Annotated in this window: 18 protein-coding genes; 12 read left to right on the forward strand and 6 right to left on the reverse strand. The window is 72.4% G+C overall.

The genetic code is table 11. From position 1 onward, the window contains the following. Positions 1 to 214 precede the first annotated feature (214 nt). From ACT3SP_RS04660 to ACT3SP_RS04690, 7 genes are all read left to right on the forward strand, one after another. Positions 215 to 1,915, forward strand: a complete 1,701-nt coding sequence (locus tag ACT3SP_RS04660) for an ABC transporter substrate-binding protein (RefSeq protein ID WP_444586075.1) — start codon at positions 215 to 217, stop codon at positions 1,913 to 1,915. An 86-nt stretch (positions 1,916 to 2,001) separates the two neighbouring features. Next, entirely contained in the window at positions 2,002 to 2,988 is a 987-nt protein-coding gene (locus ACT3SP_RS04665; protein ID WP_444586076.1) for an ABC transporter permease, read from the forward strand. A gap of 9 nt (positions 2,989 to 2,997) precedes the next feature. After that, complete coding sequence (locus ACT3SP_RS04670) at positions 2,998 to 3,912, forward strand: ABC transporter permease (RefSeq protein ID WP_444586077.1); 915 nt, start codon at positions 2,998 to 3,000, stop codon at positions 3,910 to 3,912. Beyond that, positions 3,909 to 4,922 carry an ABC transporter ATP-binding protein gene (locus ACT3SP_RS04675; protein ID WP_444586078.1) on the forward strand — a complete coding sequence of 338 codons (1,014 nt, stop codon included), beginning with the start codon at positions 3,909 to 3,911 and terminating at the stop codon, positions 4,920 to 4,922. Before ACT3SP_RS04670 ends, ACT3SP_RS04675 begins: the two co-directional genes overlap by 4 nt. Continuing rightward, positions 4,919 to 5,779 (forward strand): ABC transporter ATP-binding protein, encoded by an 861-nt coding sequence (locus ACT3SP_RS04680; protein ID WP_444586079.1) that lies wholly within the window; start codon positions 4,919 to 4,921, stop codon positions 5,777 to 5,779. The genes ACT3SP_RS04675 and ACT3SP_RS04680 overlap by 4 nt, the downstream gene beginning before the upstream one ends. Continuing rightward, complete coding sequence (locus ACT3SP_RS04685) at positions 5,776 to 8,340, forward strand: glycoside hydrolase family 2 protein (protein WP_444586080.1); 2,565 nt, start codon at positions 5,776 to 5,778, stop codon at positions 8,338 to 8,340. The genes ACT3SP_RS04680 and ACT3SP_RS04685 overlap by 4 nt, the downstream gene beginning before the upstream one ends. Positions 8,341 to 8,368: 28 nt before the next feature. Then, entirely contained in the window at positions 8,369 to 9,220 is an 852-nt protein-coding gene (locus tag ACT3SP_RS04690) for a LacI family DNA-binding transcriptional regulator (protein WP_444586081.1), read from the forward strand. Positions 9,221 to 9,306: 86 nt separating this feature from the next. On the opposite strand, the gene ACT3SP_RS04695 is transcribed toward ACT3SP_RS04690, so the two are convergent. Then, the gene (locus ACT3SP_RS04695; protein ID WP_444586082.1) at positions 9,307 to 10,548 is read right to left on the reverse strand and encodes an MFS transporter; all 1,242 of its coding nucleotides are present in this window, start codon (positions 10,546 to 10,548) and stop codon (positions 9,307 to 9,309) included. A gap of 105 nt (positions 10,549 to 10,653) precedes the next feature. On the opposite strand from ACT3SP_RS04695, the gene ACT3SP_RS04700 reads away from it, so the two are divergent. Further along, a complete protein-coding gene (locus ACT3SP_RS04700) occupies positions 10,654 to 11,898 on the forward strand; it encodes an MFS transporter (protein ID WP_444586083.1) in 1,245 nt (414 codons plus the stop codon). Positions 11,899 to 11,973: 75 nt separating this feature from the next. Continuing rightward, on the forward strand, positions 11,974 to 12,687 hold the full coding sequence (locus ACT3SP_RS04705; protein WP_444586084.1) for a hypothetical protein: 714 nt from the start codon (positions 11,974 to 11,976) through the stop codon (positions 12,685 to 12,687). A gap of 32 nt (positions 12,688 to 12,719) precedes the next feature. On the opposite strand, the gene ACT3SP_RS04710 is transcribed toward ACT3SP_RS04705, so the two are convergent. Then, a complete protein-coding gene (locus tag ACT3SP_RS04710; RefSeq protein WP_444586085.1) occupies positions 12,720 to 13,544 on the reverse strand; it encodes an IclR family transcriptional regulator in 825 nt (274 codons plus the stop codon). Positions 13,545 to 13,759: 215 nt separating this feature from the next. On the opposite strand from ACT3SP_RS04710, the gene ACT3SP_RS04715 reads away from it, so the two are divergent. The 3 genes from ACT3SP_RS04715 to ACT3SP_RS04725 all read left to right on the forward strand — a co-directional run bounded on the left by ACT3SP_RS04715 (position 13,760) and on the right by ACT3SP_RS04725 (position 18,619). Further along, positions 13,760 to 15,172: an MFS transporter gene (locus ACT3SP_RS04715; RefSeq protein ID WP_444586086.1), complete on the forward strand. Its 1,413-nt coding sequence runs from the start codon at positions 13,760 to 13,762 to the stop codon at positions 15,170 to 15,172. Positions 15,173 to 15,301: 129 nt separating this feature from the next. Next, positions 15,302 to 16,540: a D-mannonate dehydratase ManD gene (gene manD / locus ACT3SP_RS04720; protein WP_444586087.1), complete on the forward strand. Its 1,239-nt coding sequence runs from the start codon at positions 15,302 to 15,304 to the stop codon at positions 16,538 to 16,540. Between the two features lie 297 nt (positions 16,541 to 16,837). After that, positions 16,838 to 18,619, forward strand: a complete 1,782-nt coding sequence (locus ACT3SP_RS04725) for a gamma-glutamyltransferase family protein (RefSeq protein WP_444586196.1) — start codon at positions 16,838 to 16,840, stop codon at positions 18,617 to 18,619. Positions 18,620 to 18,650: 31 nt separating this feature from the next. On the opposite strand, the gene ACT3SP_RS04730 is transcribed toward ACT3SP_RS04725, so the two are convergent. From ACT3SP_RS04730 to ACT3SP_RS04745, 4 genes are all read right to left on the reverse strand, one after another. Beyond that, positions 18,651 to 19,946: an MFS transporter gene (locus ACT3SP_RS04730; protein WP_444586088.1), complete on the reverse strand. Its 1,296-nt coding sequence runs from the start codon at positions 19,944 to 19,946 to the stop codon at positions 18,651 to 18,653. 151 nt (positions 19,947 to 20,097) lie between these two features. Next, positions 20,098 to 20,649: a MarR family winged helix-turn-helix transcriptional regulator gene (locus ACT3SP_RS04735; protein ID WP_444586089.1), complete on the reverse strand. Its 552-nt coding sequence runs from the start codon at positions 20,647 to 20,649 to the stop codon at positions 20,098 to 20,100. 81 nt (positions 20,650 to 20,730) lie between these two features. After that, a complete protein-coding gene (locus ACT3SP_RS04740) occupies positions 20,731 to 21,750 on the reverse strand; it encodes a sugar kinase (RefSeq protein ID WP_444586090.1) in 1,020 nt (339 codons plus the stop codon). Further along, complete coding sequence (locus ACT3SP_RS04745) at positions 21,747 to 22,400, reverse strand: bifunctional 4-hydroxy-2-oxoglutarate aldolase/2-dehydro-3-deoxy-phosphogluconate aldolase (protein ID WP_444586091.1); 654 nt, start codon at positions 22,398 to 22,400, stop codon at positions 21,747 to 21,749. Before ACT3SP_RS04745 ends, ACT3SP_RS04740 begins: the two co-directional genes overlap by 4 nt. Positions 22,401 to 22,446 lie beyond the last annotated feature (46 nt).

The following is a 22,446-nucleotide window of genomic DNA, read 5'->3' on the forward strand; positions in this document are numbered from 1 at the left end:
CCGCTTTGCTCCCGTCCACCGTCGTCCTCCCGACCATCGTCCGCGAGATCGCCGGGGGGAGGGAGCGCCGTGATCATCCTGTGCCCTCCCGGCGTCGCTCGGGCCCTTGACGAAGTGTGATCTGCTCCGCACACTACTCGTACTTCATTAAGCGAATGAAGGAAGTTCTGGTGAGAACGACCCAGCACGCGATGCGGCGTGACCAAGGAGAGCAATGATGCACCTCAGTCGTCGAGACCTGTACAGACTGGCGGCGGTGGCCGGGACCGGCACCCTCGCGCTGTCCGCGTGCGGGCAGCAGTCCAACCTCGAGGAGGGCGGCGAGGGCGGCGGCTCGAGCGCGCCGATCGTCAACTCCTTCAGCGGCTCCGGGGAGTTCACCCGGAACTTCAACCCGCACTCGCCTTCGGTGATGTCCATGGTCCAGGGCGTCGTCTTCGAGCCGCTGTTCTACTTCGACCCCCTCAAGGCGCTCGACCAGGAGGCAGTGGCGCTCCTGGGGGAGTCCTACGAGTGGAACGAGGACGGCACCGAGCTGACCGTGACGGTCCGGGAAGGGGTGACCTGGCACGATGGAGAACCTTTCACCGCCCACGACGTGGCCTTCACCTTCACGAAGATCAAGGACACCCCGGCGCTCAACGGGGCCGGCACCGCCCCCAGCGCCGAGGCCACCGACGACACCACCGTCGTGATCACCTACGACAAGCCCTCCTTCACCGAGGGGCCCAACGCCCTCAGCCGCACCTGGATCATCCCGGAGCACCTCTTCGCCGACGTCGAGGATCTCGCGACCTACGCCAACGAGGAGCCCGTGGGCACCGGTGCCTTCCGCTTCGGGGACTACACCTCCGAGGCCTACCTGATGCGGGCCAACCCCGACTACTGGGAGGAGGGCGTCCCGGCGATCGGCGGCGTCCGCTGTCTCGCACTGTCCGGCAACCAGGCCGCGACCGACATGTGGCGCGCCGGCGACATCGACTACATGTCGGTGGCGATCCCCGACCTCGAGAAGCACGTCGAGGCGGACCCGAACCTCTCCTACACCAACACCGGGCTCTCGCAGGCGGCGCTGATGGCTGCCTCCAACCCGGACCTCGGCTGCGAAGGTCCGCAGACCGATCCGGCCGTGCGCCGCGCCCTGTACCTCGGGATGGACCGGGAGCAGCTCTCCGCGCTCGCGTTCTTCGGCCTCGGCACCGATATCTCGCCCTCCTTCGCGCTGCCCGACCGGGACGCGGACTTCATCGACCCCTCGATCGAGGTCGCGCCGTGGACCGCGCAGGTCGACGAGGCGAAGGAGGTCCTCGAGGACGCCGGCTACGAGCTCGGCTCCGACGGGGTCTATGCGAAGGACGGCGAGCGGCTCTCGATGACCGCCAGCTGCCCCACCGGGTGGTCGGACTTCGTCACCGCGCTGGACACCCTCGCCCAGCAGTACAAGGAGGTCGGCATCGAACTGGTCCCCCAGCAGGTGTCCGTCAACGAGTGGAACGACGCCAAGGCCCAGGGCACCTTCCAGCTCACCCTCGACTCCGTCGGTCAGGGCCCGGCTCCGGACCCGTACTACCCCTACCGGAACCAATTCTCCACCGAGAACACGGTGCCGGTGGGGGAGAACGGCAACCCGTACCAGAACGTCACCCGCTTCTCCGATCCCGAGGTCGACGACGCCCTCGACGCCGCCTCGGCGACCGATGACGTCGAGGTCAAGAAGGAGCACTACCACCTGGTCCAGCGCAAGCTCTCCGAGGCGCTGCCCGCGATCCCCGTGCTCATCGGATCGAGCCTCACCGAGTACAGCAGCGAGCGCTTCACCGGCTGGCCCAGCGAGGACGACCTGTACGTCTACCCGATGTCGTGGTCCGCCCCGGACAACGCGCAGGTGCTCAAGACCGTCACCCCCGTGGAGTGAGGAGGGGCGCCGCCCGGCGCAGGCCCCGCGCTGCGCGGGCGCCGCCCCTCCTTCGGCCACCTCCGGCGACGTCGAAAGGCACCGCAGTGCACATCCTCCGCAAGCTCGGCTTCTACCTCGTGGCGCTCTGGGCCGCGGTCACGCTGAACTTCTTCATCCCCCGTGCTCTCCCGGGGAGCCCCGTCGACGCAGTGCTCGCCAAGCTGGCGCTGCGCGGACCCGTCTCCCCCGGGACCCGTGAGGCCATCGAGGTCATGCTCGGGGCCTCCGACGACCGCAGCATCGTCGTGCAGTACGTGGAGTACCTCCGCGGGCTGGTCGTCGGCGACCTCGGGGTCTCCGTGACGTACTTCCCGACCCCGGTGACCACCGTCATCGGCGAGGCGCTGCCGTGGACCCTCGTGCTGGTGGGCCTGTCCACGACGATCACCTTCCTGCTGGGCATGACGCTCGGCACGATGGCGGGGTGGCGGCGGGGCACCTGGCTCGACTCGCTGATCCCCGCGACCACGATCCTGCAGGCGGTGCCCTACTTCTGGCTCGCCCTGCTGTTCGTCTACGTCCTGTCGGTCAACCTGGGCATGTTCCCGGTCTCGGGCGGCTACGACGTCTCCCTCGTGCGGCCCGCCTTCGACTACCCGTTCCTGTCCAACGCCGTCTACTACGGGACGCTGCCCGCGCTCACGATCGTGCTGTCCTCGCTGGGCGGCTGGCTGCTGGGCATGCGCAACATGATGGTGTCGACGCTCAGCGAGGACTACATCCTCACGGCCGAAGCGAAGGGGCTCTCCCCGCGTCGGGTGATGCTCATGTACGCGGCGCGCAACGCCATGCTGCCGAGCGTCTCCGGCTTCGCGATCTCCCTGGGATTCGTCGTCTCCGGGTCGATCGTCGTCGAGACGGTGTTCTCCTATCCGGGCATCGGCTTCGCGATGCTCCAGGCCGTGAACAACAACGACTACTCGCTCATGCAGGGACTGTTCCTCGTCATCACGGTCTCCGTCCTCGCGGCGAACCTCGTCGTGGACCTGCTCTACGGCGTGATCGACCCTCGCACCAGGGCGCGAGGCTGAGGAGGAGAGATGACCACCCAGAGCCCCCGCGGCGACGCACTGCGCCGCCTGCTGACCCCGACCTTCATCACCGGCGCCGGACTGGTCCTCGCGATCACCGCCTTCGGACTGATCGCGCCGTTCTTCGTCGCCGATCCGCTGGCGATCGACAGCAGAGGGATGCAGCCACCGACGGCATCGAACGTGCTGGGCACCACCCAGACGGGGCAGGACGTCCTCGCACAGCTCGCGCACGCCACACGCGGATCGCTGCTCGTGGGCATCATCGTCGCCTCGCTCGCCCTGTTCCTCTCCGCGTTCTTCGGGATCCTCGGCGGGTACCTGGGCGGCTGGCTCGACGAGCTGTTCTCGCTGTTCACCAACGTCGTCCTGATCCTGCCCGGCCTCCCGCTGATGATCGTCATCGGCTCCTACGTCGAGCGGCGCGGACTGCTGCTGATCGCCTTCATCCTCGCCATCACGTCGTGGGCGGCCGCCGCTCGCGTGCTGCGCTCGCAGACCCTCTCCATCCGGCAGCGCGACTACGTGCAGGCGGCGAAGATCGCCGGGGAGCGCGCTCCCCGGATCATCGCCGTGGAGATCCTGCCGAACCTCCTGCCGGTGATGTCCAGCGGATTCGTGTTCGCACTGATCACCGCGATCCTCGGCGAGGCGGGGCTGAGCTTCATCGGCCTCGGGGTGGTGGGCACCCAGACCTGGGGCTCGATGCTCTACTACGCGCAGAACGCCCAGGCGCTCACGCTCGGCGCCTGGTGGTGGTTCGTCCCGCCGGGCCTGATGATCGCCGTGCTGGGCTGCGGGCTGTCCCTCATCAACTTCTCGATCGACAGCATCATCAACCCGCGGCTGCGCACCGCGCCGAAGGCCGCCCGCCGGGTCCGCAAGGCAGATGCCGCGCAGCAGAAGATGGAGGCCGGCGCATGAGCACCCCCCTCACCGGGCCTGTCCCTCCGGACCGTTCGGCGCATGATCCCGATCCGGGCGTCGAGGCCGCGACGCTCGCCGCGACGGGCGGCGTCCCCGTCCCCGTGCTGGACGACTCGCTCGAGACCGAACGGGTCGAGCACGGATCGCCGGTGCTCGAGGAGCCGGTCCTCACCGTCCGCGACCTCGACATCGTCTACGAGGTCGAGAACCCGGTCCACGCGGTCAAGGGTGCCTCGTTCACCCTGCGTCGGGGGGAGATCCTCGGGCTGGCCGGCGAGTCCGGCTGCGGGAAGACCACCCTGGCCTACGGGCTGAACCAGCTGCACCGGCCGCCCGCCCGGATCGTCTCCGGCACCGTCACCTTCCACGACGCGAGCTCGGGGGAGGACATCGACGTCCTCGGCCTCGAGGGCGAGGACCTCCGGTCCTTCCGCTGGTCCCAGGTCGCGATGGTGTTCCAGGGAGCGATGAACTCGCTCAACCCCGTGCTGAACATCGCCGCCCAGCTCGGTGACGTGTTCTCCACGCACCGTCCCCAGATGTCGGTGAAGGAGCGACGGCAGCGCGGCGAGGAGCTCCTCGAGCTCGTCGGGGTGGAGCGCTCCCGCCTCGCGGCGTACCCCCACGAGCTGTCCGGCGGGATGCGGCAGCGGGTGATGATCGCGATGGCGCTCGCCCTGGACCCGAAGCTCATGATCATGGACGAACCCACCACCGCGCTCGACGTGGTGGTGCAGCGGGAGATCCTCCAGGAGATCCTGCGCCTGCGCCGCGAGCTCGGCTTCGCGGTCGTGTTCATCACCCACGATCTCCCGATGCTGCTGGAGATCTCCGATCGCGTCGCCGTGATGAGGAGCGGCGAGATCGTCGAGCTCGGGACCGCGGAGGATCTGTACTTCACCCCGCAGAGCCCCTACACCCGGCGGCTGCTGGGATCCTTCCCGTCCCTGACGGGCGAGGCCGGGGACTTCGTACGGGCCGGCTTCGACCAGGAGGAGGGCCGATGACCACTCTCGCCGTGTCCGGACTCGACAAGACCTACATCCTGCGCGACGGCGTCCGCTTCTCCCGGCTCCGTGCCGTCCGGGGCGTCGACTTCGAGCTCAGCCCCGGGCGCACCGTCGCCCTCGTGGGCCAGTCCGGCTCGGGCAAGTCGACGATCGCGAAGCTCATCGCGCAGCTGGAACGGCCCAGTGCCGGCTCGATCACCCTGGACGGGACACCGATCGGCACCCGCGGCAGAGCGCTCCGGCGCTACCGCGACGAGGTCCAGATGGTCTTCCAGGACCCGTTCGCCTCGCTCAACCCGTTCCACAGCATCGGCCATCACATCGAGCGGCCCCTGCTTCTGCACGGGAAGGCCACCGGCCGGACCGTGCGCGCGGCGGTGATCGAACTGCTGGAGCGCGTGAACCTCTCCCCGGCGGAGGACTACATCGACCGCCGACCTCACGAGCTCTCCGGCGGACAGCGCCAGCGCGTCGCGATCGCCAGGGCCCTGGCCCCGGAGCCGAGCGTGCTCATCGCCGACGAGCCCGTCTCGATGCTCGACGTCTCCATCCGCCTGGGAGTGCTGAACCTGCTCGCCCGCCTGCAGCGCGAGGAGAACCTCGCGATGCTCTACATCACCCACGACCTGGCCACGGCCCGGCACTTCTCCGACGAGATCCTCGTGATGTACCGCGGAGAGGTCGTCGAGCGCGGGCCGGCCGACGAGGTCATCCTGCGCCCCCAGGCGGAGTTCACCAAGCAGCTGCTGGTGGCAGCGCCCGAGCCGGGCAGCAGCCCGCGCTTCCTCGCCGAGGCCCGCCGCCGGGGCGTCCCCATGCCCGACCACCTCGCCCACGCGGAGGAGACCCCGTGAACGATCGCCTCGACCCTGCCGGCCTGCGCCGCAGGGAGCTCCACGACGGCTGGACCATGACCGTCACCGACGGGCCGGCCCCGTTCCCGGTGCACGAGGTGCCGGCCACCGTGCCCGGCACCTTCCTCACCGACCTGCTCGCCGCCGGTCTCATCGAGGACCCCTACCTCGACCGCAATGAGCACGGCCTGGCCTGGACCGGAGAGTGCGACGTCCTCTACCGCACGGTCTTCGACGGCACGGCGGGCGGCGCCGCGGGCGGCCGGTCTCCCGGCACGAGGGTCGACCTGGTCGCGGCGAGCCTCGACACCGCCGCGACCATCGTGCTGAACGGCCGGCGCGTGGCCCGCGTGCAGAACCAGCACCGCTCCTGGCGCTTCGACGTCACCGAGCAGCTGCGGGCGGGGGAGAACATGCTCGAGATCCTCTTCGCCTCCCCGCTGCGCACGGCCCGGGAGAACGCCGAGGTGCTCGGCGAGCTGCCCGCGATCGGCAACGACCTGCCGTACAACGCCCTGCGCAAGATGGCGTGCAACTTCGGCTGGGACTGGGGCCCGGTCCTGGTCACGAGCGGGATCGCGGGTCCCCTCGCGCTCGAGGAATGGGACACCGCGCGCCTCGCCGAGGTGAGTCCCCGCGTCACCGTCGAGGACGGCAGAGGCACCGTGGCGCTCCGGGCCGGCATCGAGCGCAGCAGCTCCCGCGACGCAGGTCCGCTCGAGGTCCGCGCGAGCCTCCTGGACCCGACCGGCCAGGAGGTCGACCGGGCCGTGTCGTGCGCTGCTGCGGACGGACGGGACGTGCTCGCCCTCGAGCTCGCGGCGGAGGAGCCCCGGCTGTGGTGGCCGCGCGGCTACGGCGAGCAGCCTCGGTACGCGGTGCACATCGAGCTGCGTGACGACGCGGGGACGCTCCTCGAGAGCCGACAGCACCGCATCGCCTTCCGGACCGCCGGGGTGCTCGAGGAGAGCGACGCGATCGGCACCTCCTTCACCGTCACGGTCAACGAGCGCCCCGTCCTGGTCAAGGGAGCGAACTGGATCCCTGACGACTGCTTCCCGAGCCGGCTCACCGCCGAGGACTACCGGGCGGGTGTCGCCGATGCCGTCGAGGCCGGGATGAACACGCTGCGCATCTGGGGCGGAGGGCTCTACGAGTCGGAGCTTCTCTACGACCTGTGCGACGAGCTGGGAATCCTCGTGTGGCAGGACTTCGCCACCGCCTGCGCCGCGTACTCAGAGCTCGAGCCGCTGCGCAGCGAGTTCGAGGCCGAGGCGCGCGAGCACATCGTCCGCCTCGCCTGGCACCCGTCCCTCGTGCACTGGAACGGCAGCAACGAGAACATCGAGGGGTATCACCACTGGGGATGGAAGCAGTCGCTCCCCGAGGGGACCGGATGGGGTCTGGCCTACTACACCGAGCTGTTCCCCGCGCTGCTCGCGGAGCTCGATCCCACCCGCAGCTACACGCCCAGCAGCCCGTACTCGCGCCCGGTCCCCGACGAACCGCGCAACCCCGACCACGGCACCGTCCACAACTGGGTGGCCTGGGCCTCGGAGGAGGACAACGACTACCTCCGCTACCGGGACACGGTGCCGCGCTTCTCCGCCGAGTTCGGGTACCAGGGCCCCGCCAACCACGCCACCATCGCGCGGGCGATCACCGAGCGTCCCCTGCGCGAGGACTCCCCAGCCATGCTCTCCCACCAGAAGGCCGCGGACGGCCAGGACAAGCTCGAGCGCGGCATGCGTCCGCACCTGCCGTCGGTCGAGGGCTTCGACGACTTCCACTTCGCCACCCAGCTGAACCAGGCCAGGGCGCTGATCTGCGGGATCGGGCACTACCGCTCCCACTGGCCGCGCTGCGGCGGGACCATCGTGTGGCAGCTCAACGACTGCTGGCCCGTGACCTCCTGGGCGGCCGTCGACGGCGACCGTCGCCGCAAGCTGCTGTGGTACGCGCTGCGTGAGCTGTACGCTCCCCTGCTGGTGACGGTCCAGCCCCGCGCCGATCACCTGGTGGTCAGCCTCGGCAACGACGCGGAGGAGCGCCTGACCGCCCCACTCCGGCTGCGACGCCAAGATCTCGAGGGGGCCGTGCTCGCCCAGTGGGAGACCGCCGTCGACATCGCCGCACGCTCCTCCGGCACGGTGCCGGTCCCCGAGAGCCTCGCCGTCCCCGCCGACGCCGCCCGGGAGGTGCTCGTGGTCGAGGTGGGCGAGGGCGCGGCGCGCACGGTGCACTTCTTCGCCGAGGACCGCGACTCCGCGCTCGCCGACGGCGGGCTCATCGCCACCGCCCGCCGCGCGGAGGGCGGGGTGGAGCTCTCGCTCACCGCGACGACCACGGTCCGCGACCTGTGCGTGCTGGCCGACAAGGTCGATCCCGAGGCGGTCGCCGAGCGGCAGCTGCTCACCCTGCTGCCGGGGGAGTCGGCCACGCTGCGGGTCCGGACCGCGACCGCGGCGCCCCCGGAGGCGTTCCTGGAGCAGAATGTCCTGATGACCGCCAATGCCCTCGTGGCCCGGGCACGATCCCGTGCGCTGCCGGACGCGGTCTGATCACGGACCGGGCGGGGGAGGAGCTGCTGTGGGCACGATCTGCATCGCCATCCCCGACTCGGTGTGGTCCGCACACTCCGAGCAGTTCTACACCCAGGTCCTGCACGGCCTCGAGGACACCGCCGTGCCTCGGGGCCACGGGGTCCTCAGCCGGGTCGCGCGCGATGTCGAGCAGGAGCTGGACGCCCTGCGGCACTGGGCGGAGCAGCTCCCCGGGGCGGTGGCGGTGCTCAAGGACCTGCGCGAGGACGATGCGCGACCACGTCTCGCCGACGAGCTCGGGCTGCCGTACGTCGTGATCTGCGACGAGCGCGAGCGCCGCCTCTCCTCGCGCGTGACGGTCGACAACGACGGCACCATGCGCAGACTGCTGGAGGACCTCCGCGGCCTGGGGCACGAGGCGATCGGCCACGTCGGCGGGCCTCCGGACCTGCTGCACAGCAGATGGCGCCGCGAGGCGTACGAGGCGTTCGTGGGCGAGCCCGCGCGTCCCTCGCTCACGGCGGTGGGCGACTACGGCCGGCTGAGCGGCGCGGAGTGCACGCAGAGGCTCCTCGGCGCGGCGGTGCCTCCCTCGGTCATCGTGTACGACAACGATGCCATGGCGATCGGCGGCTGCGAGCGCGCCCTCGAGCTCGGGCTGATGGTCCCGGAGGAGCTGTCCGTGGTGGCCTGGGACGACTCCCCGGCGTGCCGGACCCATATCCCGGAGCTCGCCGTCATCGACCGCTCGCCGCACCAGCTCGGCGTCGTGCTCGGGCAGGTGGCCTCGGCCCTGCTCCGCGCTCCGCAGGACGTGCACTGCGTCGTGCAGGACCCGCCGCGGCTCCTCCGCCGCGACACCCTGTCTCGGCGCCGCGCCCTGCCGTCCGCGCGCTGATCCTCGCCGTCGGCACGCAGACTCCTGCCGTCGGTGCTCCACCGGCGGCGCGCCGTCCACCCCGCGTCCGACCACCCCGCGTCCGTCTATCCCGCGTCCCCCGCACGCCGCGCCGACCGTGCGACCAGCAGGTGCAGCAGGATCGTCGGCACGAGCACCGCGGCGGCCACCAGCGGGAGCCGCGCCGGGGACAGGCCGGCGGTCAGCGCAAGACCGCCGAGCCCGCCGCCGAGGGCGCTGCCCAGCGAGATCGCGCTCGCGTTCAGCGCCATCACCACGGGCACCGACGCCGGAGCCATGGCCGCCAGCCGCGCCTGCTGCGGCACCGCGTGACCGCCGTTGCCGACGCCCGCGACCAGGAACCAGACCACGCTCAGCACGGCCAGCGCCGCCGGCGCCGCGGCGGCCAGCGCGAGCGCCCCGAACAGGGCGTCGGCCAGCAGCAGGGCGAGCACCGCGGAGAGCACCCGCACCGGGGAGAAGCGGTCTGCGAGCCGCCCGGTCACGGCGTTGCCCGCCATGCTGGCCACCCCGTAGGCGCACATGATCACGATGATCATCCAGCTCGCCGGGTGCGAGGGCCGCAGGATCAGCACCGCATAGGTGAAGCAGGTGTAGCTCGCGCAGAGCACCCCGGTGGACACCAGCAGACCGCCCACCAGGCGCGGCCGCGCGAGGGGGCGGAGCCTGTCCGCGAGCGAGGAGGAGGGGTAGCGCAGGTGCGGCAGGCGCAGACCGATCCCCAGCAGTGCCGCGAGCCCCACTGCGGAGACCATCAGCAGCGGCAGGCGCCAGCTGGACTGCCCCAGGATCAGGCCGACGGGGACGCCGAGCGCGGTCGCCGTCATCCACCCGCCCAGCACGAAGGACAGCGCCCGGCCCCGGTGGTGCGGGGGCACCAGGTGCACCACGTACCCGGTCACGGCCGCGCCCAGCAGGCAGCCGCCGAGCGCCGCGATCACCCGGCCGCCCAGTGCGACGGAGTACGTCGGGGCGAGCGCGTTGACGAGGTTCCCCAGCACGAAGGCGGCCAGCGCCGTCATGATCGTGCGGCGCTGCTCCCAGCCGCTGGTCGTCGCGCCGAGGATCGGGCCGGCCAGGGCGGAGGTGAGCGCGAAGACGGCCACCAGCTGCCCGGCGGCGGCTGCGGTCACCTCGAGGTCCTCGGCGATGTCCGGCAGCAGCCCGGCGAGCACGTAGCCGTCGATCCCCGTGGTGAACGTCGCGACGGCGAGCCAGATCAGCGTGCGGTAGGGGACGCCGCGACTCGCCCCGTCCTCGGGACGAAGGGCGCCGGGGCGGTCGTCGGCCGCGGGCGAGGAGGTCACAGGTCGATCTCGTGTTCCATGAGCACCCTTCGGTCGGTCCGACCCGGATCAGGAAAGCGCTACTAGACTGCCATGGTGACACGCGCCGCGGCGGGGAGACCCGCCTTGCCCCCGTCCCGCCGACCCCGCACCGCCGGTGCCCGCATCACCCTCACGCTCGCCGCCCTGGGCATGCTGGGGCCGTTCACGATCAACACCGTCTTCCCCGCGTTCACGCAGATCGGGGACGAGTTCGGCGCCTCGGACGTGGTGCTGCAGCAGCTGATCAGCGTCTACCTCGCCTCCTTCGCGGTGATGAGCGTGTTCCACGGACCGCTCTCCGACGCGCTGGGCCGCAAGACGGTCATGCTCAGCGGATTGGCGATCTACATCCTGGCCATGGTCGGCGCCGCGTTCGCCGGCGGGATGGGCATGCTCATCGCCCTGCGCGTGCTGCAGGGGATGAGTGCCGGGGCCGCCACCATCGTCTCGCGCGTGGTGATCCGCGACCTCTTCGCCGGGGCCGAGGCGCAGCGATTGATGGCGCAGGTCATGATGATCTTCGCGCTCGCCCCTGTGGTCGCTCCGATGCTCGGCGGCTGGTTGCTGCTGCTCGGCGACTGGCGCTGGGTGTTCGCGGGCGTGGGCCTCTACGGCGTGGTGGTGATGGTGCTGACCGCCCTGATGCCCGAGTCCCTGCCGAAGGAGGCGCGGATCCCGCTGCGGGTCGGCTCGGTGGTCGGGGCGCTGTGGAGCGTGGGCCGCTCGCTGACGATGGTGCGGATCGCGCTCGCGACCGCCTTCGGCTTCGCCGCCCATTTCGTGTTCGTCGCGGCCGCCCCGATCATCGTGGTGCGGCTGTTCGGGCTCGGCGAACAGGACTTCTGGGTGCTGTTCGGACCGCTGATCCTGGGCATGATGGCCGGGTCCTTCGTCGTCGGCCGCGCGGCCGACGCGCTGGACCGCACCCGGCTGATCACGCTCGGCTACGTGGGCACGCTCGCCGCCAGCACCCTGAACCTGGTGCTGGTGATGGTGTTCCCCGATCCCTCCGGGAGCCTCGACGCCACGCTGATCCCGGTGCTCGTCGGTCCGATGCTGATGTCCTTCACCGCCTCGCTGTTCTTCGCCCCGATCCAGCTCGAGATCCTCGACCTGTTCCCCCACCACCGCGGCGCCGCGGCCTCGCTGGGCACCTTCTTCACCCTGGTCATGAACGCGCTGCTCTCCGGGGTGATCGCCCCGCTGATCACGGGGAGCCTCACCGTGGTGGCCCTCGCCGCGCTCGGCTACGTGGTGGTCGGATCGCTGCTGTGGGCCTGGCACCTCGCCGACCGCCGCGCGCAGCCGCGCCGGACCGTCCCCGCCTGACGCGCGCCGCCTCGTGCAGCGTCTCGATTCGAGCAACAGCTCGCCATCGCGGCGCCGGACGGGAGACCATGGAGCATGTCCTTCGATCTCGAGCCCACCGAGCTCCTCGCCTGTGCGCTGACCGCCGTGATGCTGGCGATCCCGATCGCGTTCCCCCTCGCCGCCGCGGCGATCGCCGGTCCGCGGCGCACCTGGAACAGCGCCGGTCTCGCGATGGGCATCGGGCTGCTGCTCGGGGTCGTCCTCGCCGGCGCCGGTGCCGTGGCCCTGCCGCGGGAGGCGGTCGCCACTCCCTCCTCGCTCGCCCTGCTGCTGGGGCTGGTGGGCGCGATCGTCTCCGCGGTGCTCGTGGTGGCGCTCGAGGACGGCACCCGCCTCACGGCCGCGATCGGCATCGTCGCCTGTGCCCTCATCGGCTTCGGCGAGCCCGGTCAGGCCCTGCCCGCCCTGTTCGGCCTCAGCACCTCGCTGCTGGTGGTGCTCGCCGCCGTGGTCATCGAAGCGGTGGCGCTGGTGGTGATCGTGGGCGCCCTGGTCGCGGCCGCCGGCCGGGCGCGGGCGCTGCAGATCGGGATCGCCGTCGCCGGGGCCGTCGCCGCGGTGCTGATGGGCCTGGGGATCCTCTTCCGCGTGCTCCACGAGACCGCCGGCGTCGCCGCACCGCACGTCTCGCTGGGCGTCCTGCTGGTCTCGGTGCTGGTCGCCCTCGCGCTCGGCAGCATCACCGGGGGCGTGCTCGAGACGGTGCGCGCCCGCCGCAGGGCCCCGGCCGCCACCACGGCGAGCTGACTCCCGCCCCCGCAGCGCCCTCGGCGGGCACCTCAGACGCGCGGGGCCACCTCGAAGCCGGTGGGCGCGAGGGCGCCGAGCTCGGCGCGCAGCAGCTCGCCCACCTCCGTGCGGCGCCGGGCGTCCATCCGCTCGATCGGACCGGTCACGCTCACCGAGACCGAGCGCCCGCCCGGACGCACCAGCGCGACGCCCACGCAGGCGATGCCCGGCTCGTTCTCCTCGATCTCCGCGGCCCAGCCGCGTGACTCCGCCTCGGCGACCACCTCCGCCAGGTGCTCCGGGGTGATCACCCGGCCCGGATCCGCCTCCTGGCGCTGGGTCGCCCGGGCGTAGGCGGCGAGCGCCGGTCCGCGCACCCCGTCGGCCGTGAGCATCGCGCGCCCCATCGCGGTGCGCGCCGCCGGGGCCCGGCTGCCCACCCGCGACCACACCCGCAGCGCCCGCTCGGGCTCGACCTTGTCGAGGTAGAGCACGTGCGGCCCGTCCAGCCTCCCCAGGTGCACCAGCTCCTGCACCTCCTGCGAGATGGCCGCGAGCGCGGGCGCCATCAGCACCGGGAGGTTCTCGCCCTGCTCGAACCGTCCAGCCAGCAGCGGCAGCGCGCTGCCCAGGCGGTAGGTCTGATCCGCCTCGACCTGCTCGGCGAAGCCCCGGTGCATCAGCGCCCGCAGCAGGCGGTGGACCGAGGCCTTGTTGAACCCGCTCGCGGCGGCGATGTCGCGCAGGGTCGTGCCGTCGGGCCCCGCCTCGGCGAGGAGCTCGAGCAGGATCAGCGCCTTGTCGACGCTGCCCACGGGGGAGGCGCCGACGGGGGAGTCGGCGGACGGGCGCGGAGTCGTCAGGGGATCCGTCATGGGCTCATTGTCTCCGGGATCGGCGCGGTCGAGGGTCGGCGCGTGCGGCATCCCGCTCCCGGGACGCGGAGGACGTTGCCGCCGTTCCCGATCGAGGTCTATGCTCGTCGCGCATGACAAAACTAGCGTTCCACGATATGGAACGTCAAGGGATCGGGGCGACGCCCGTCGGCCGATCGAGGACCCGGCGGTCCGCAGCCGCGCAAAGGAGCACGATGAACACCTCGCCGACCCACGTCGCGTCGATGGACCGACCCCAGGAGCCCGCGCCCGTCGCGACCCAGCCCACCCGCTCCGTCGCGGACCTGGTGCGCGCCGCCGTCTCCGGATGGCTCGGCACGGCGCTGGAGTTCATGGACTTCCAGCTCTACTCCCTGGCCGCCGCACTCGTGTTCAGTCAGCTGTTCTTCGCCTCCGACGACCCCGGCATGGCGGTCATCGGCGCGATGGCCACCTACGGCGTGGGCTACGTCGCCCGGCCCGTCGGCGCCTGGTACTTCGGGCGCATGGGCGATCGGATCGGCCGGAAGAAGGTCCTCTTCTACACGATCGTGCTGATGGGTCTGGCGACCACCTTCATCGGCGTGCTGCCCACCTACGAGACCGTCGGCCTGCTCGCTCCGGCTCTGCTCGTGCTGCTGCGCCTGCTGCAGGGCTTCGGCGCGGGTGCCGAGATCTCCGGTGCCGGCGTGATGCTCGCCGAGTACGCGCCGACGCGCCGACGCGGCCTGGTCGCCTCGCTGGTGGCGCTCGGCACCAACTGCGGGACCCTGTTCGCCTCCGGCATCTGGGCGATCCTGCTCTTCGCCGTCACCGAGCAGCAGCTGCTCGACTGGGCATGGCGCATCCCCTTCGTCGCCAGCGCCCTCGTCATGGTCTTCGCCGTGTGGGTGCGCTTCAACCTCAAGGAGAGCCCCGTCTTCGAGGCTCGGGACGACGTGGTGGACGGCGAGGCCGTCGCGACCGCCGAGGTGCGGGCCGGGGAGGCCCCCGCCGAGGCGGCCCAGTTCCGCCGCGCCCGCTCGCTCACCGTGAAGTCCGTGGCCGTCGCCTTCCTGCTGCGGTTCGGCCAGGCGGGCAACTCCGGCATGATCCAGACCTACCTGATCTCCTTCATGACCGTGTTCCTGCTGCTGGACAAGAAGCTCAGCACCGAGGTCGTCATCATCTCCTCGCTGGTCGCCTTCGTGACCGTGCCCGGCATCGGCCTGCTCGGCGACCGTTTCGGCCGCAAGACGATGTACACGGTCATGAGCGCCATCGGGGTGCTGGTCGCGATCCCCTGCCTGCTGCTCATCGTCTCCGGGGTGACCTGGCAGGTGGTCCTCGGCTACGTGGTGCTGCACAACATCGGCGTGATGTCGCTGGCCTCGATGGAGAACCTGGCCCTGCCCGAGATCTTCGGGGCGAGGAACCGCTACCAGGCCACCGGCGTGGTCCGCGAGGTCGCGGCCATCGTCGCCACCGGCGCGACCCCCGTCATCGCGGCCGCGATCGTCGCCGCGACCGGCTCCTGGATCCCGGTCGCCGTGATCATCATGTTCTTCAGCGGCTGCGCCCTGTTCGCCGCGCTCTGGATGAAGGAGGTCGCCGGCCGCGATCTCACCGATCCGAACCCGGCCATGTGACGGCCCGGTCCGTGCCACCCTCGCAGGAGCACGGATTGCCGATCCCTCTCGTCTTCTCGCCTGCTCCGTCGGCCACCGCCCCGCAGGCACCGCCGCTCTCGCCCACCACCCCTCCTGGAGGACCATCCCATGGCCATCGACCGCATCGACGTCGACGTCACCAGCCCCGGCCGCAACTTCGTCACCGCCGTGGTGACCACGAGCGACGGCATCGTCGGCCTGGGCGACGGCACCCTCAACGGCCGCGAGCTCGCCGTCGTCTCCTACCTGCGCGACCACGTGGCCCCCACCCTCATCGGCCGCGACGAGTCGCAGATCGAGTCGATCTGGCAGTACCTCTACCGCGGCCCGTACTGGCGCCGCGGCCCGGTGACCATGGCCGCCGTCGCCGCGATCGACATGGCGCTGTGGGACATCGCCGCGAAGAAGGCCGGGGTGCCGCTGTACAAGCTGCTCGGCGGGGCCTCCCGCACCGGCCTGCTCAGCTACGCCCACGCCTCCGGCACCACGATCGAGAAGCTCAACGAGGCCATCCACGGCTACCTCGAGCAGGGCTTCCGGGCGGTGCGGATCCAGGCCGGGGTCCCCGGGCTCGACCAGATCTACGGCGTGCACGACTCCGCCCCCGGCGGGAAGTACGAGTACGAACCGGCCGGGCGCACGGCGGCCGGCTCCGCCATGCGGCCGACGGAGGAGACCTGGGACACCCGCGCCTACCTGCGCCACCTGCCGTCGGTGTTCGAGGGCGTGCGCGAGGAGTTCGGCGGCGAGCTGCGGCTCCTGCACGACGGCCACCACCGCATGAGCCCCATCGAGGCCGCACGCCTGGCGACGTCGCTCGAGCCCTACGACCCGTTCTGGCTCGAGGACTGCACCCCCGGCGAGGACCAGACCGCCCTGCGCCTGGTGCGCCAGCACTCGACCACGCCGCTCGCCATCGGCGAGGTGTTCAACTCCGTCCACGACTACCAGACCCTGATCACCGAGCGGCTCATCGACTACGTGCGCTCCTCCGCCACCCATGCCGGCGGCATCACCGGGCTGCGCCAGATCATGACCTTCGCCGGGATCTACGGCATCCGCTCGGGCTTCCACGGCCCCACGGACGTCTCCCCGGTGGGCATGGCCGCGAACCTGCACCTGGGCCTCGCGATCCACAACTTCGGGATCCAGGAGTACATGCCGCATTCGGAGACCACGCTGTCCGTGTTCCGCACCGGCTACCGCTTCGAGGGCGGTCTGCTCCACCCGGGGGAGACCCCGGGCCTGGGCGTCGACCTGGACCGCGAGGCGGCCGCCGCGCACGAGTACGTGCCCGCCTACCTGCCGGTGAACCGCCTGCGCGACGGATCCGTGCACGACTGGTGAGGTGGCGCTGCTGATCCGGCATCCCCTGCGAGACTGTTCCCTGCGAGGACTGCGCGCCGTCCAGGGCGGAGGTCCCCGCAGAGAACCGACCCCTCGCCGGCCGGGCCGGGCCCTCGGGCCCGGGGCCGCCCGGCCGACGCCCTCCGACGGGAGACCCCGGTGACCCCAGCCCAGCCCGACGACCCAGCCCCGCTCGACGATCCAGCCCCGCTCGAGGATCCAGCCCCGCAGGCCGGTCCCACCTTCCGTGTCCCTCCAGGGCCGACCACTCGGCCCACTCTCGAGGGCACCTTCGGGATGACCGCCTCGACCCACTGGATCGCGACCGCCACCATGCAGAGCGTGCTCGAGCGGGGCGGGAACGCCTTCGACGCGGCGACCGCCGGCGCCTTCGTGCTGCACGTGGTCGAGCCGCACCTGAACGGGCCCGGCGGCGACATGACGGCGCTCCTCGCCACCGCCGAGGACCCGACGCCCGTGGTCATCGCGGGGCAGGGCCCTGCGCCCGCGGGAGCGACCATCGAGCACTATCTCTCCGAGGGCCTCACCGCGGTGCCGGGCACCGGGGCGCTCGCCGCCGCCGTGCCGTACGCGGTCGACGCCTGGCTGATGGTCCTCGCCGAGCACGGCACCTGGGAGCTCGGCGACGTCCTCGCCCACGCGATCGACTGCGCGGAGAACGGGCACCCCGTGCTCGAGCGGGTCTGCGCGCAGATCGGGGCCGTCTCCGGGACTTTCACCGAGCACTGGCCCAGCTCCGCCGAGCGCTGGATGCCGCAGGGTCGGCCGCCTCGGCCCGGCGACCTGGTGCGCAACCCCGAGTACGCGGCGGTGCTGCGGGACCTCGTCGCGGCGGGCGAGGGCGTCGGAGCGGAGAGCGCCGACGGGACCTCGGATGCCGAGGTCGGCCGGGTGGCCCGGATCGAGGCGGCCCGTGAGCGGTGGCGCACCGGTCCGGTCGCCCATGCGATCGTCGAGTTCCTGCGCACCCCGCACCGCCACTCCGACGGCGCCGATCACGCCGGCGTGATCACCCTCGAGGACCTCGCCGCCGCCCGCGCCACCGTCGAGCCGGCCGCGACCACGACCTTCCGCGGCTGGACCGTCGCCAAGACCGGGGCGTGGGGGCAGGGACCCGCCCTGCTGCAGGCCCTCGGGATCCTCGACGACCTCGACGACGAGCGCCTGGACCCCTCCACCGAGCTCGGGGCGCACACGATCCTGGAGACCCTCAAGCTGGTCCTCGCCGACCGCGACGCCCACTTCGGCGACCGCGACCTGGACCTCGGCGCCCTGCTCGCCCCCGAGTACCTCGCCGCCCGTCGGGCCCTGATCGGTGCGGAGGCCTCCCGGGAGTTCCGCCCGGGCGCCCTCGGGGGCCGGGACGCCCCGGCCCCGCCGCTGCTCACCGTGGAGGACCACGCCCGGGAGACCGGCGGGGCGATCGCGCACGGCTCCGGGGAGCCGACGGTGCGGGCGAACGGCGAGGCGCGCGGGGACACCTGCCACCTGGACGTCGTGGACCGCTGGGGCAACATGATCAGCGCGACCCCGTCGGGCGGGTGGCTGCAGTCCTCGCCCACCGTCCCCGGCCTCGGGTTCTGTCTGGGCACCCGGCTGCAGATGATGTGGCTGGACGCGGCGGTGCCGTCGGCACTGCGCCCCGGGAAGCGCCCGCGCACCACGCTCACCCCGACGCTCGTGCTGCGTGACGGCGCCCCGGTGCTGGCCTGCGGATCGCCCGGCGGCGACCAGCAGGATCAGTGGCAGCTGCTGTTCCTGCTGCGGGTGCTCGTGGGCGGGCTCGAGCTGCAGCAGGCGATCGACGCCCCGGCCCTGCACACCCTCTCGGCGCCGGGCTCGTTCTGGCCCCGCACCTGGTCCCCGGGCGTTGCGGTGGTCGAGGACCGGCTCGGCGAGGAGGTTCTCTCCGCGCTCGCGGCCCGCGGTCACGAGGTGGTGCGGGCGGGGGACTGGTCCCTCGGCCGGCTCTCCTGCGTGATGCGGGACCCGGGCACCGGGATCCTCCGCGCCGCGGCCAACTCCCGCGGCGCGCAGGGCTACGCCGCGGGGCGCTGAGAGCGGGCCGACCGCCGGGCCGACGGCGCGATCAGACCTCGTCGCCGGCGGTGATCGCCTCGGCCTCCTCGACGGCGGTGAGGTGGTGCTGACCGACGTGCGAGAGCGTCCGTCGGCCGATGACCAGCATGAGCATGCTGAGCACGAGCGCGGCGGCCGCCATCAGGTAGGGCGCTCCCACGGTGGTGGCCGCGGCGAGCGGACCGGCCACGGCCGGGGCCACCGCGCCGCCCAGGAAGCGCACGCCGGAGTAGGCGGAACTGGCCACGCCGCGGGGCAGGTCGGTGGCCTCCATGACCGTCTCGGTCAGCGCCGTGTTCATGATGCCCAGCAGCAGACCGCCGGTCACGATCAGCGCGATCATGGCGACCATCGAGGAGGTGGAGAGCATGAGCGCGAGCATCACCAGGGTGAGCGCGCCGAGGGTGCCCAGCAGGGTGGGGAGCAGTCCGAGTCGTCGCGTGAGCACGGGGGCGACGAACACCGAGGTGATCGCGAGCGCGAGGCCCCAGCCGAAGAACACGTACCCGATGCCGAGAGCCCCGAAGGCGGTGCCCTGCCTGGCGGCGATCGCCTCGAGCGGGAAGGGCGAGTACGCCAGCAGCACGAAGAAGCCGAAGTTGTAGAAGACGGCCGTCAGCGCGAGGGTGCGCAGGGCGGGGTGCGCGAGCGCCTTCAGCGCGGCGAGCGGGGAGACCCGCGCGGGGCGCTCCTCCTTCTTCAGCAGGGCGAGGATCGCGATGACGCCGATGCCCATCAGCACCGCGGTGCCGGCGAAGGGCGCGCGCCAGGAGACGTGGCCCAGCACTCCGCCGAGCAGCGGGCCGACGGCCAGGCCGATCCCGAGCGCGGTCTCGTAGAGCATGATCGCGCCGGCGCTGGGCCCGGCGGTCGCGCCCACGATCGCGGCCAGCGCCGTCGAGATGAACAGGGCGTTGCCGAGGCCCCAGCCGGCGCGCAGGCCGATGATCTCGCCGACGCTGCCGGAGCCCGCGCACAGCGCGGAGAACAGCACCACGAGGCCCAGGCCGATCAGCAGCGTGGTGCGGGTGCCGAGCCGCGAGGCGAACCAGCTGGTGAAGAACATGGCGATCGCGGTGACGAAGAGGTAGCTGGTGAACAGCAGCATCGACTGCGAGGGGGAGGCGTGCAGCTGTTCGCTGATGGCCGGGAGGATCGGGTCCACCAGGCCGATGCCCATGAAGGACACGGTCGCGGCGAAGGCGATCGCCCACACCGCCTTCGGCTGCCGGAACGCCTCGCGCAGGGTGGGAGCGGAGGATGCTGCGGGACTCGGCGCCGTGGCGTCGCGGACGGGTGCTGACATGCGGGGTCTCCTTCGGGGACGGGTCGGGACGGGTCGGGGACGGGTCGGGACGGGTGCGGGCAGGGCGGGGTGGCCGGGGCCGGAGGGCCCAGGGCCGTGCGGGACGGGGCCGCGCAGGACAGGGTCGTGCGGGACAGGGGCGGGCGGCAGCTCAGGAGTCGTGCGCGTCGACCAGGGCGGAGAGGATCCCGGCGGCGCGCTCGAGCACGGCGTGGTCCTCGGCGGGGAGCTGCTCGAGAAGACCCCCGACGCCGACGGCGAGCTGCTCGCGCCAGGCGACCAGCTGAGCGGAGCCCTGCGCGGTGGTGGAGACCAGCGAGGAGCGGGAATCGTCGGGGTCGGCCTCGCGCCGCACGAGCCCTTCCTCCTCGAGACGCTTGATGACGGCCGTCGCCGTGGGGCGCGAGACGCGCTCCCGGTCGGCGATCTCGCTCAGGCGCAGCGGACCGTAGCGCTCGATCGTGGCGACGACCCGCCAGGACACCGTCCCGACGCCCACTTCGGAGCGGCGCGCGGCGAGCCGGGAGAACTGGCTGCACACGAGCGCGAGGTGCTGGGGCAGGTCGCCGGCGGCAGTGTCGGCCGCAGGGCTGTCCGCCCGGCTGTCCGCAGGGTCGCCCGCGGTGAGGGTCGCGGGGACGTCAGCAGGGTCGCCCGCGGGGGTGCTCGCCGAGGAAGGAGTGGGAGGAGGGGTGGTCGTCACGCTCCGCATAGTAGTTCGCATTGCGAACTAAAACAAGTGAGCATTGCGAACCAGGTGAGCAGGAGCGGCCCCGCCGCCCGCTCAGCGGCTCACAGGATCCGCGGCGTCCCCGGCGAGCAGCGCCTCGAGGTCCGCCGGCCACGGCGCGCCCTCCCAGTCCCCGGGAGTCGTGCAGGCCAGCGCCCCGCAGGCATTCGCCCGGGCCAGTCGCCCGGGCACGTCGAGCCCGTCCAGCTGGGCGCTGAGGTACCCGGCCACGAAGGCGTCCCCGGCGCCGACGGTGTCGGCCACCTCGATGCGATGCCCAGGCGCCTCGTGGATCTCCCCGTCCGCCAGTGCGGCCCCGCCGTCGGCCCCGCGCTTGACCACCACCTGGCGGCCCTCGCGCGCGAGGGAACGCAGCAGGGCGGGGGTGTCGCTCCCGGAGAGCCCAGGGTCCTCGTCGGCCGCGGGGGTCCCGGAGGTCACGGGGGCCCCGGGAGTCTCGGGGGTGAGGATGCTCAGCTCCTCGGGCCCGCCGAAGAGGATGTCCACGTGCTCGAGCACCTCGCCGAGCAGCTCCCCGAGCTGCTCCCGCGTCCCGAGCCGAGAGCGGTAGTTCACGTCGAGGCTCACCAGCGCTCCCGCCGCGGCGGCGCGCTGCACGGCGGTGGCGACGGTGGCGTGCGCGCTCGGCGAGAGCAGCGGCGTGATCCCGCTGACGTGCAGGATCTCGGCCTGCTCGAGGAGCCCCTCGGGCAGGTCCTGCGGGCTCAGGGCGGAGGCCGCGGACCCGGCCCGGTAGTAGTCCACCCGGGTGGTGGTGGCGCTGGGCCGGGACTTCACCATCAGTCCCGTCGGCCGCGACGGATCGACCGTGCAGCGCACCTCGACGCCCTCGCCGCGGATCTCGCGCACCACCCGTGTGCCCAGCGGGTCGTCGCCCACCCGGCTGATCCAGGCCGTGGGCACCCCGAGGCGCCGCAGCACGATGGCGAGATTCGACTCCGCCCCGCCGACGGCGATGTCCACGCTGGGCAGGTGGGCGAGGGAGCCGACGGCCGCGCTGCGCAGCAGCGCCATCGTCTCGCCGACGGTCACCACCCGGGGCCGCTCGGTCATGCGCCCGCCTCGCGCGTGGTCACGCCGACGAACTGCGCGGCGCGGTCGGCGAGGTCCTCGAGGCTGCCGCCGGCGAGGGCGTCGCCCAGCAGCGGGCCGCCGACGGAGACCGCCTCCGCCCCCGCCCGCAGCCAGGCCCGTGCCGCCTCGAGGTCCACGCCGCCCGAGGGGATCACCCGGATCCCGGGGAACGGTCCGCGCAGGTCCTTGATGTACCCGGGGCCCACCACGGAGGCCGGGAACACCTTCACCGCCGCAGCCCCCGCGGCCCACCCGGCGTGCAGCTCGCTCGGGGTCAGGCCTCCGGGCACGATCGCGATCCCGGTCTCCGCGGCCGCCTCGAGGAGGTCCGCACGGGTGATCGGGGTGACGATGTAGTGCGCGCCGCTCCCGGCGGCGGTGCGCAGGTCCTCGGGGTCGGTGACGGTGCCGATCCCGATGTCCATCCGGTCGCCGAAGCGCTCCAGCAGGGCGGGCAGCTGCTCGAGGGTGCCGGGCGTGGACAGCGTCAGCTCCACGGAGCGGATGCCGGCGCCCGCGAGGGTCTCGAGCACGGGCGCGTACTGGTCGGCGCGCTCCCCGCGGATCACGACGATCAGCCGGGCGGCGGCGGTGCGCTCGGGGAGCGGCGGGCGGGACTCGGTGGTCATGGCGGGTCTCCTTCGGGGTGGGGACGAGCGGCGTGATCGGGGCGAG

It is taken from the genome of Brachybacterium sp. AOP43-C2-M15 (genome assembly GCF_052446295.1).
Taxonomy (GTDB): Bacteria; Actinomycetota; Actinomycetes; order Actinomycetales; family Dermabacteraceae; genus Brachybacterium.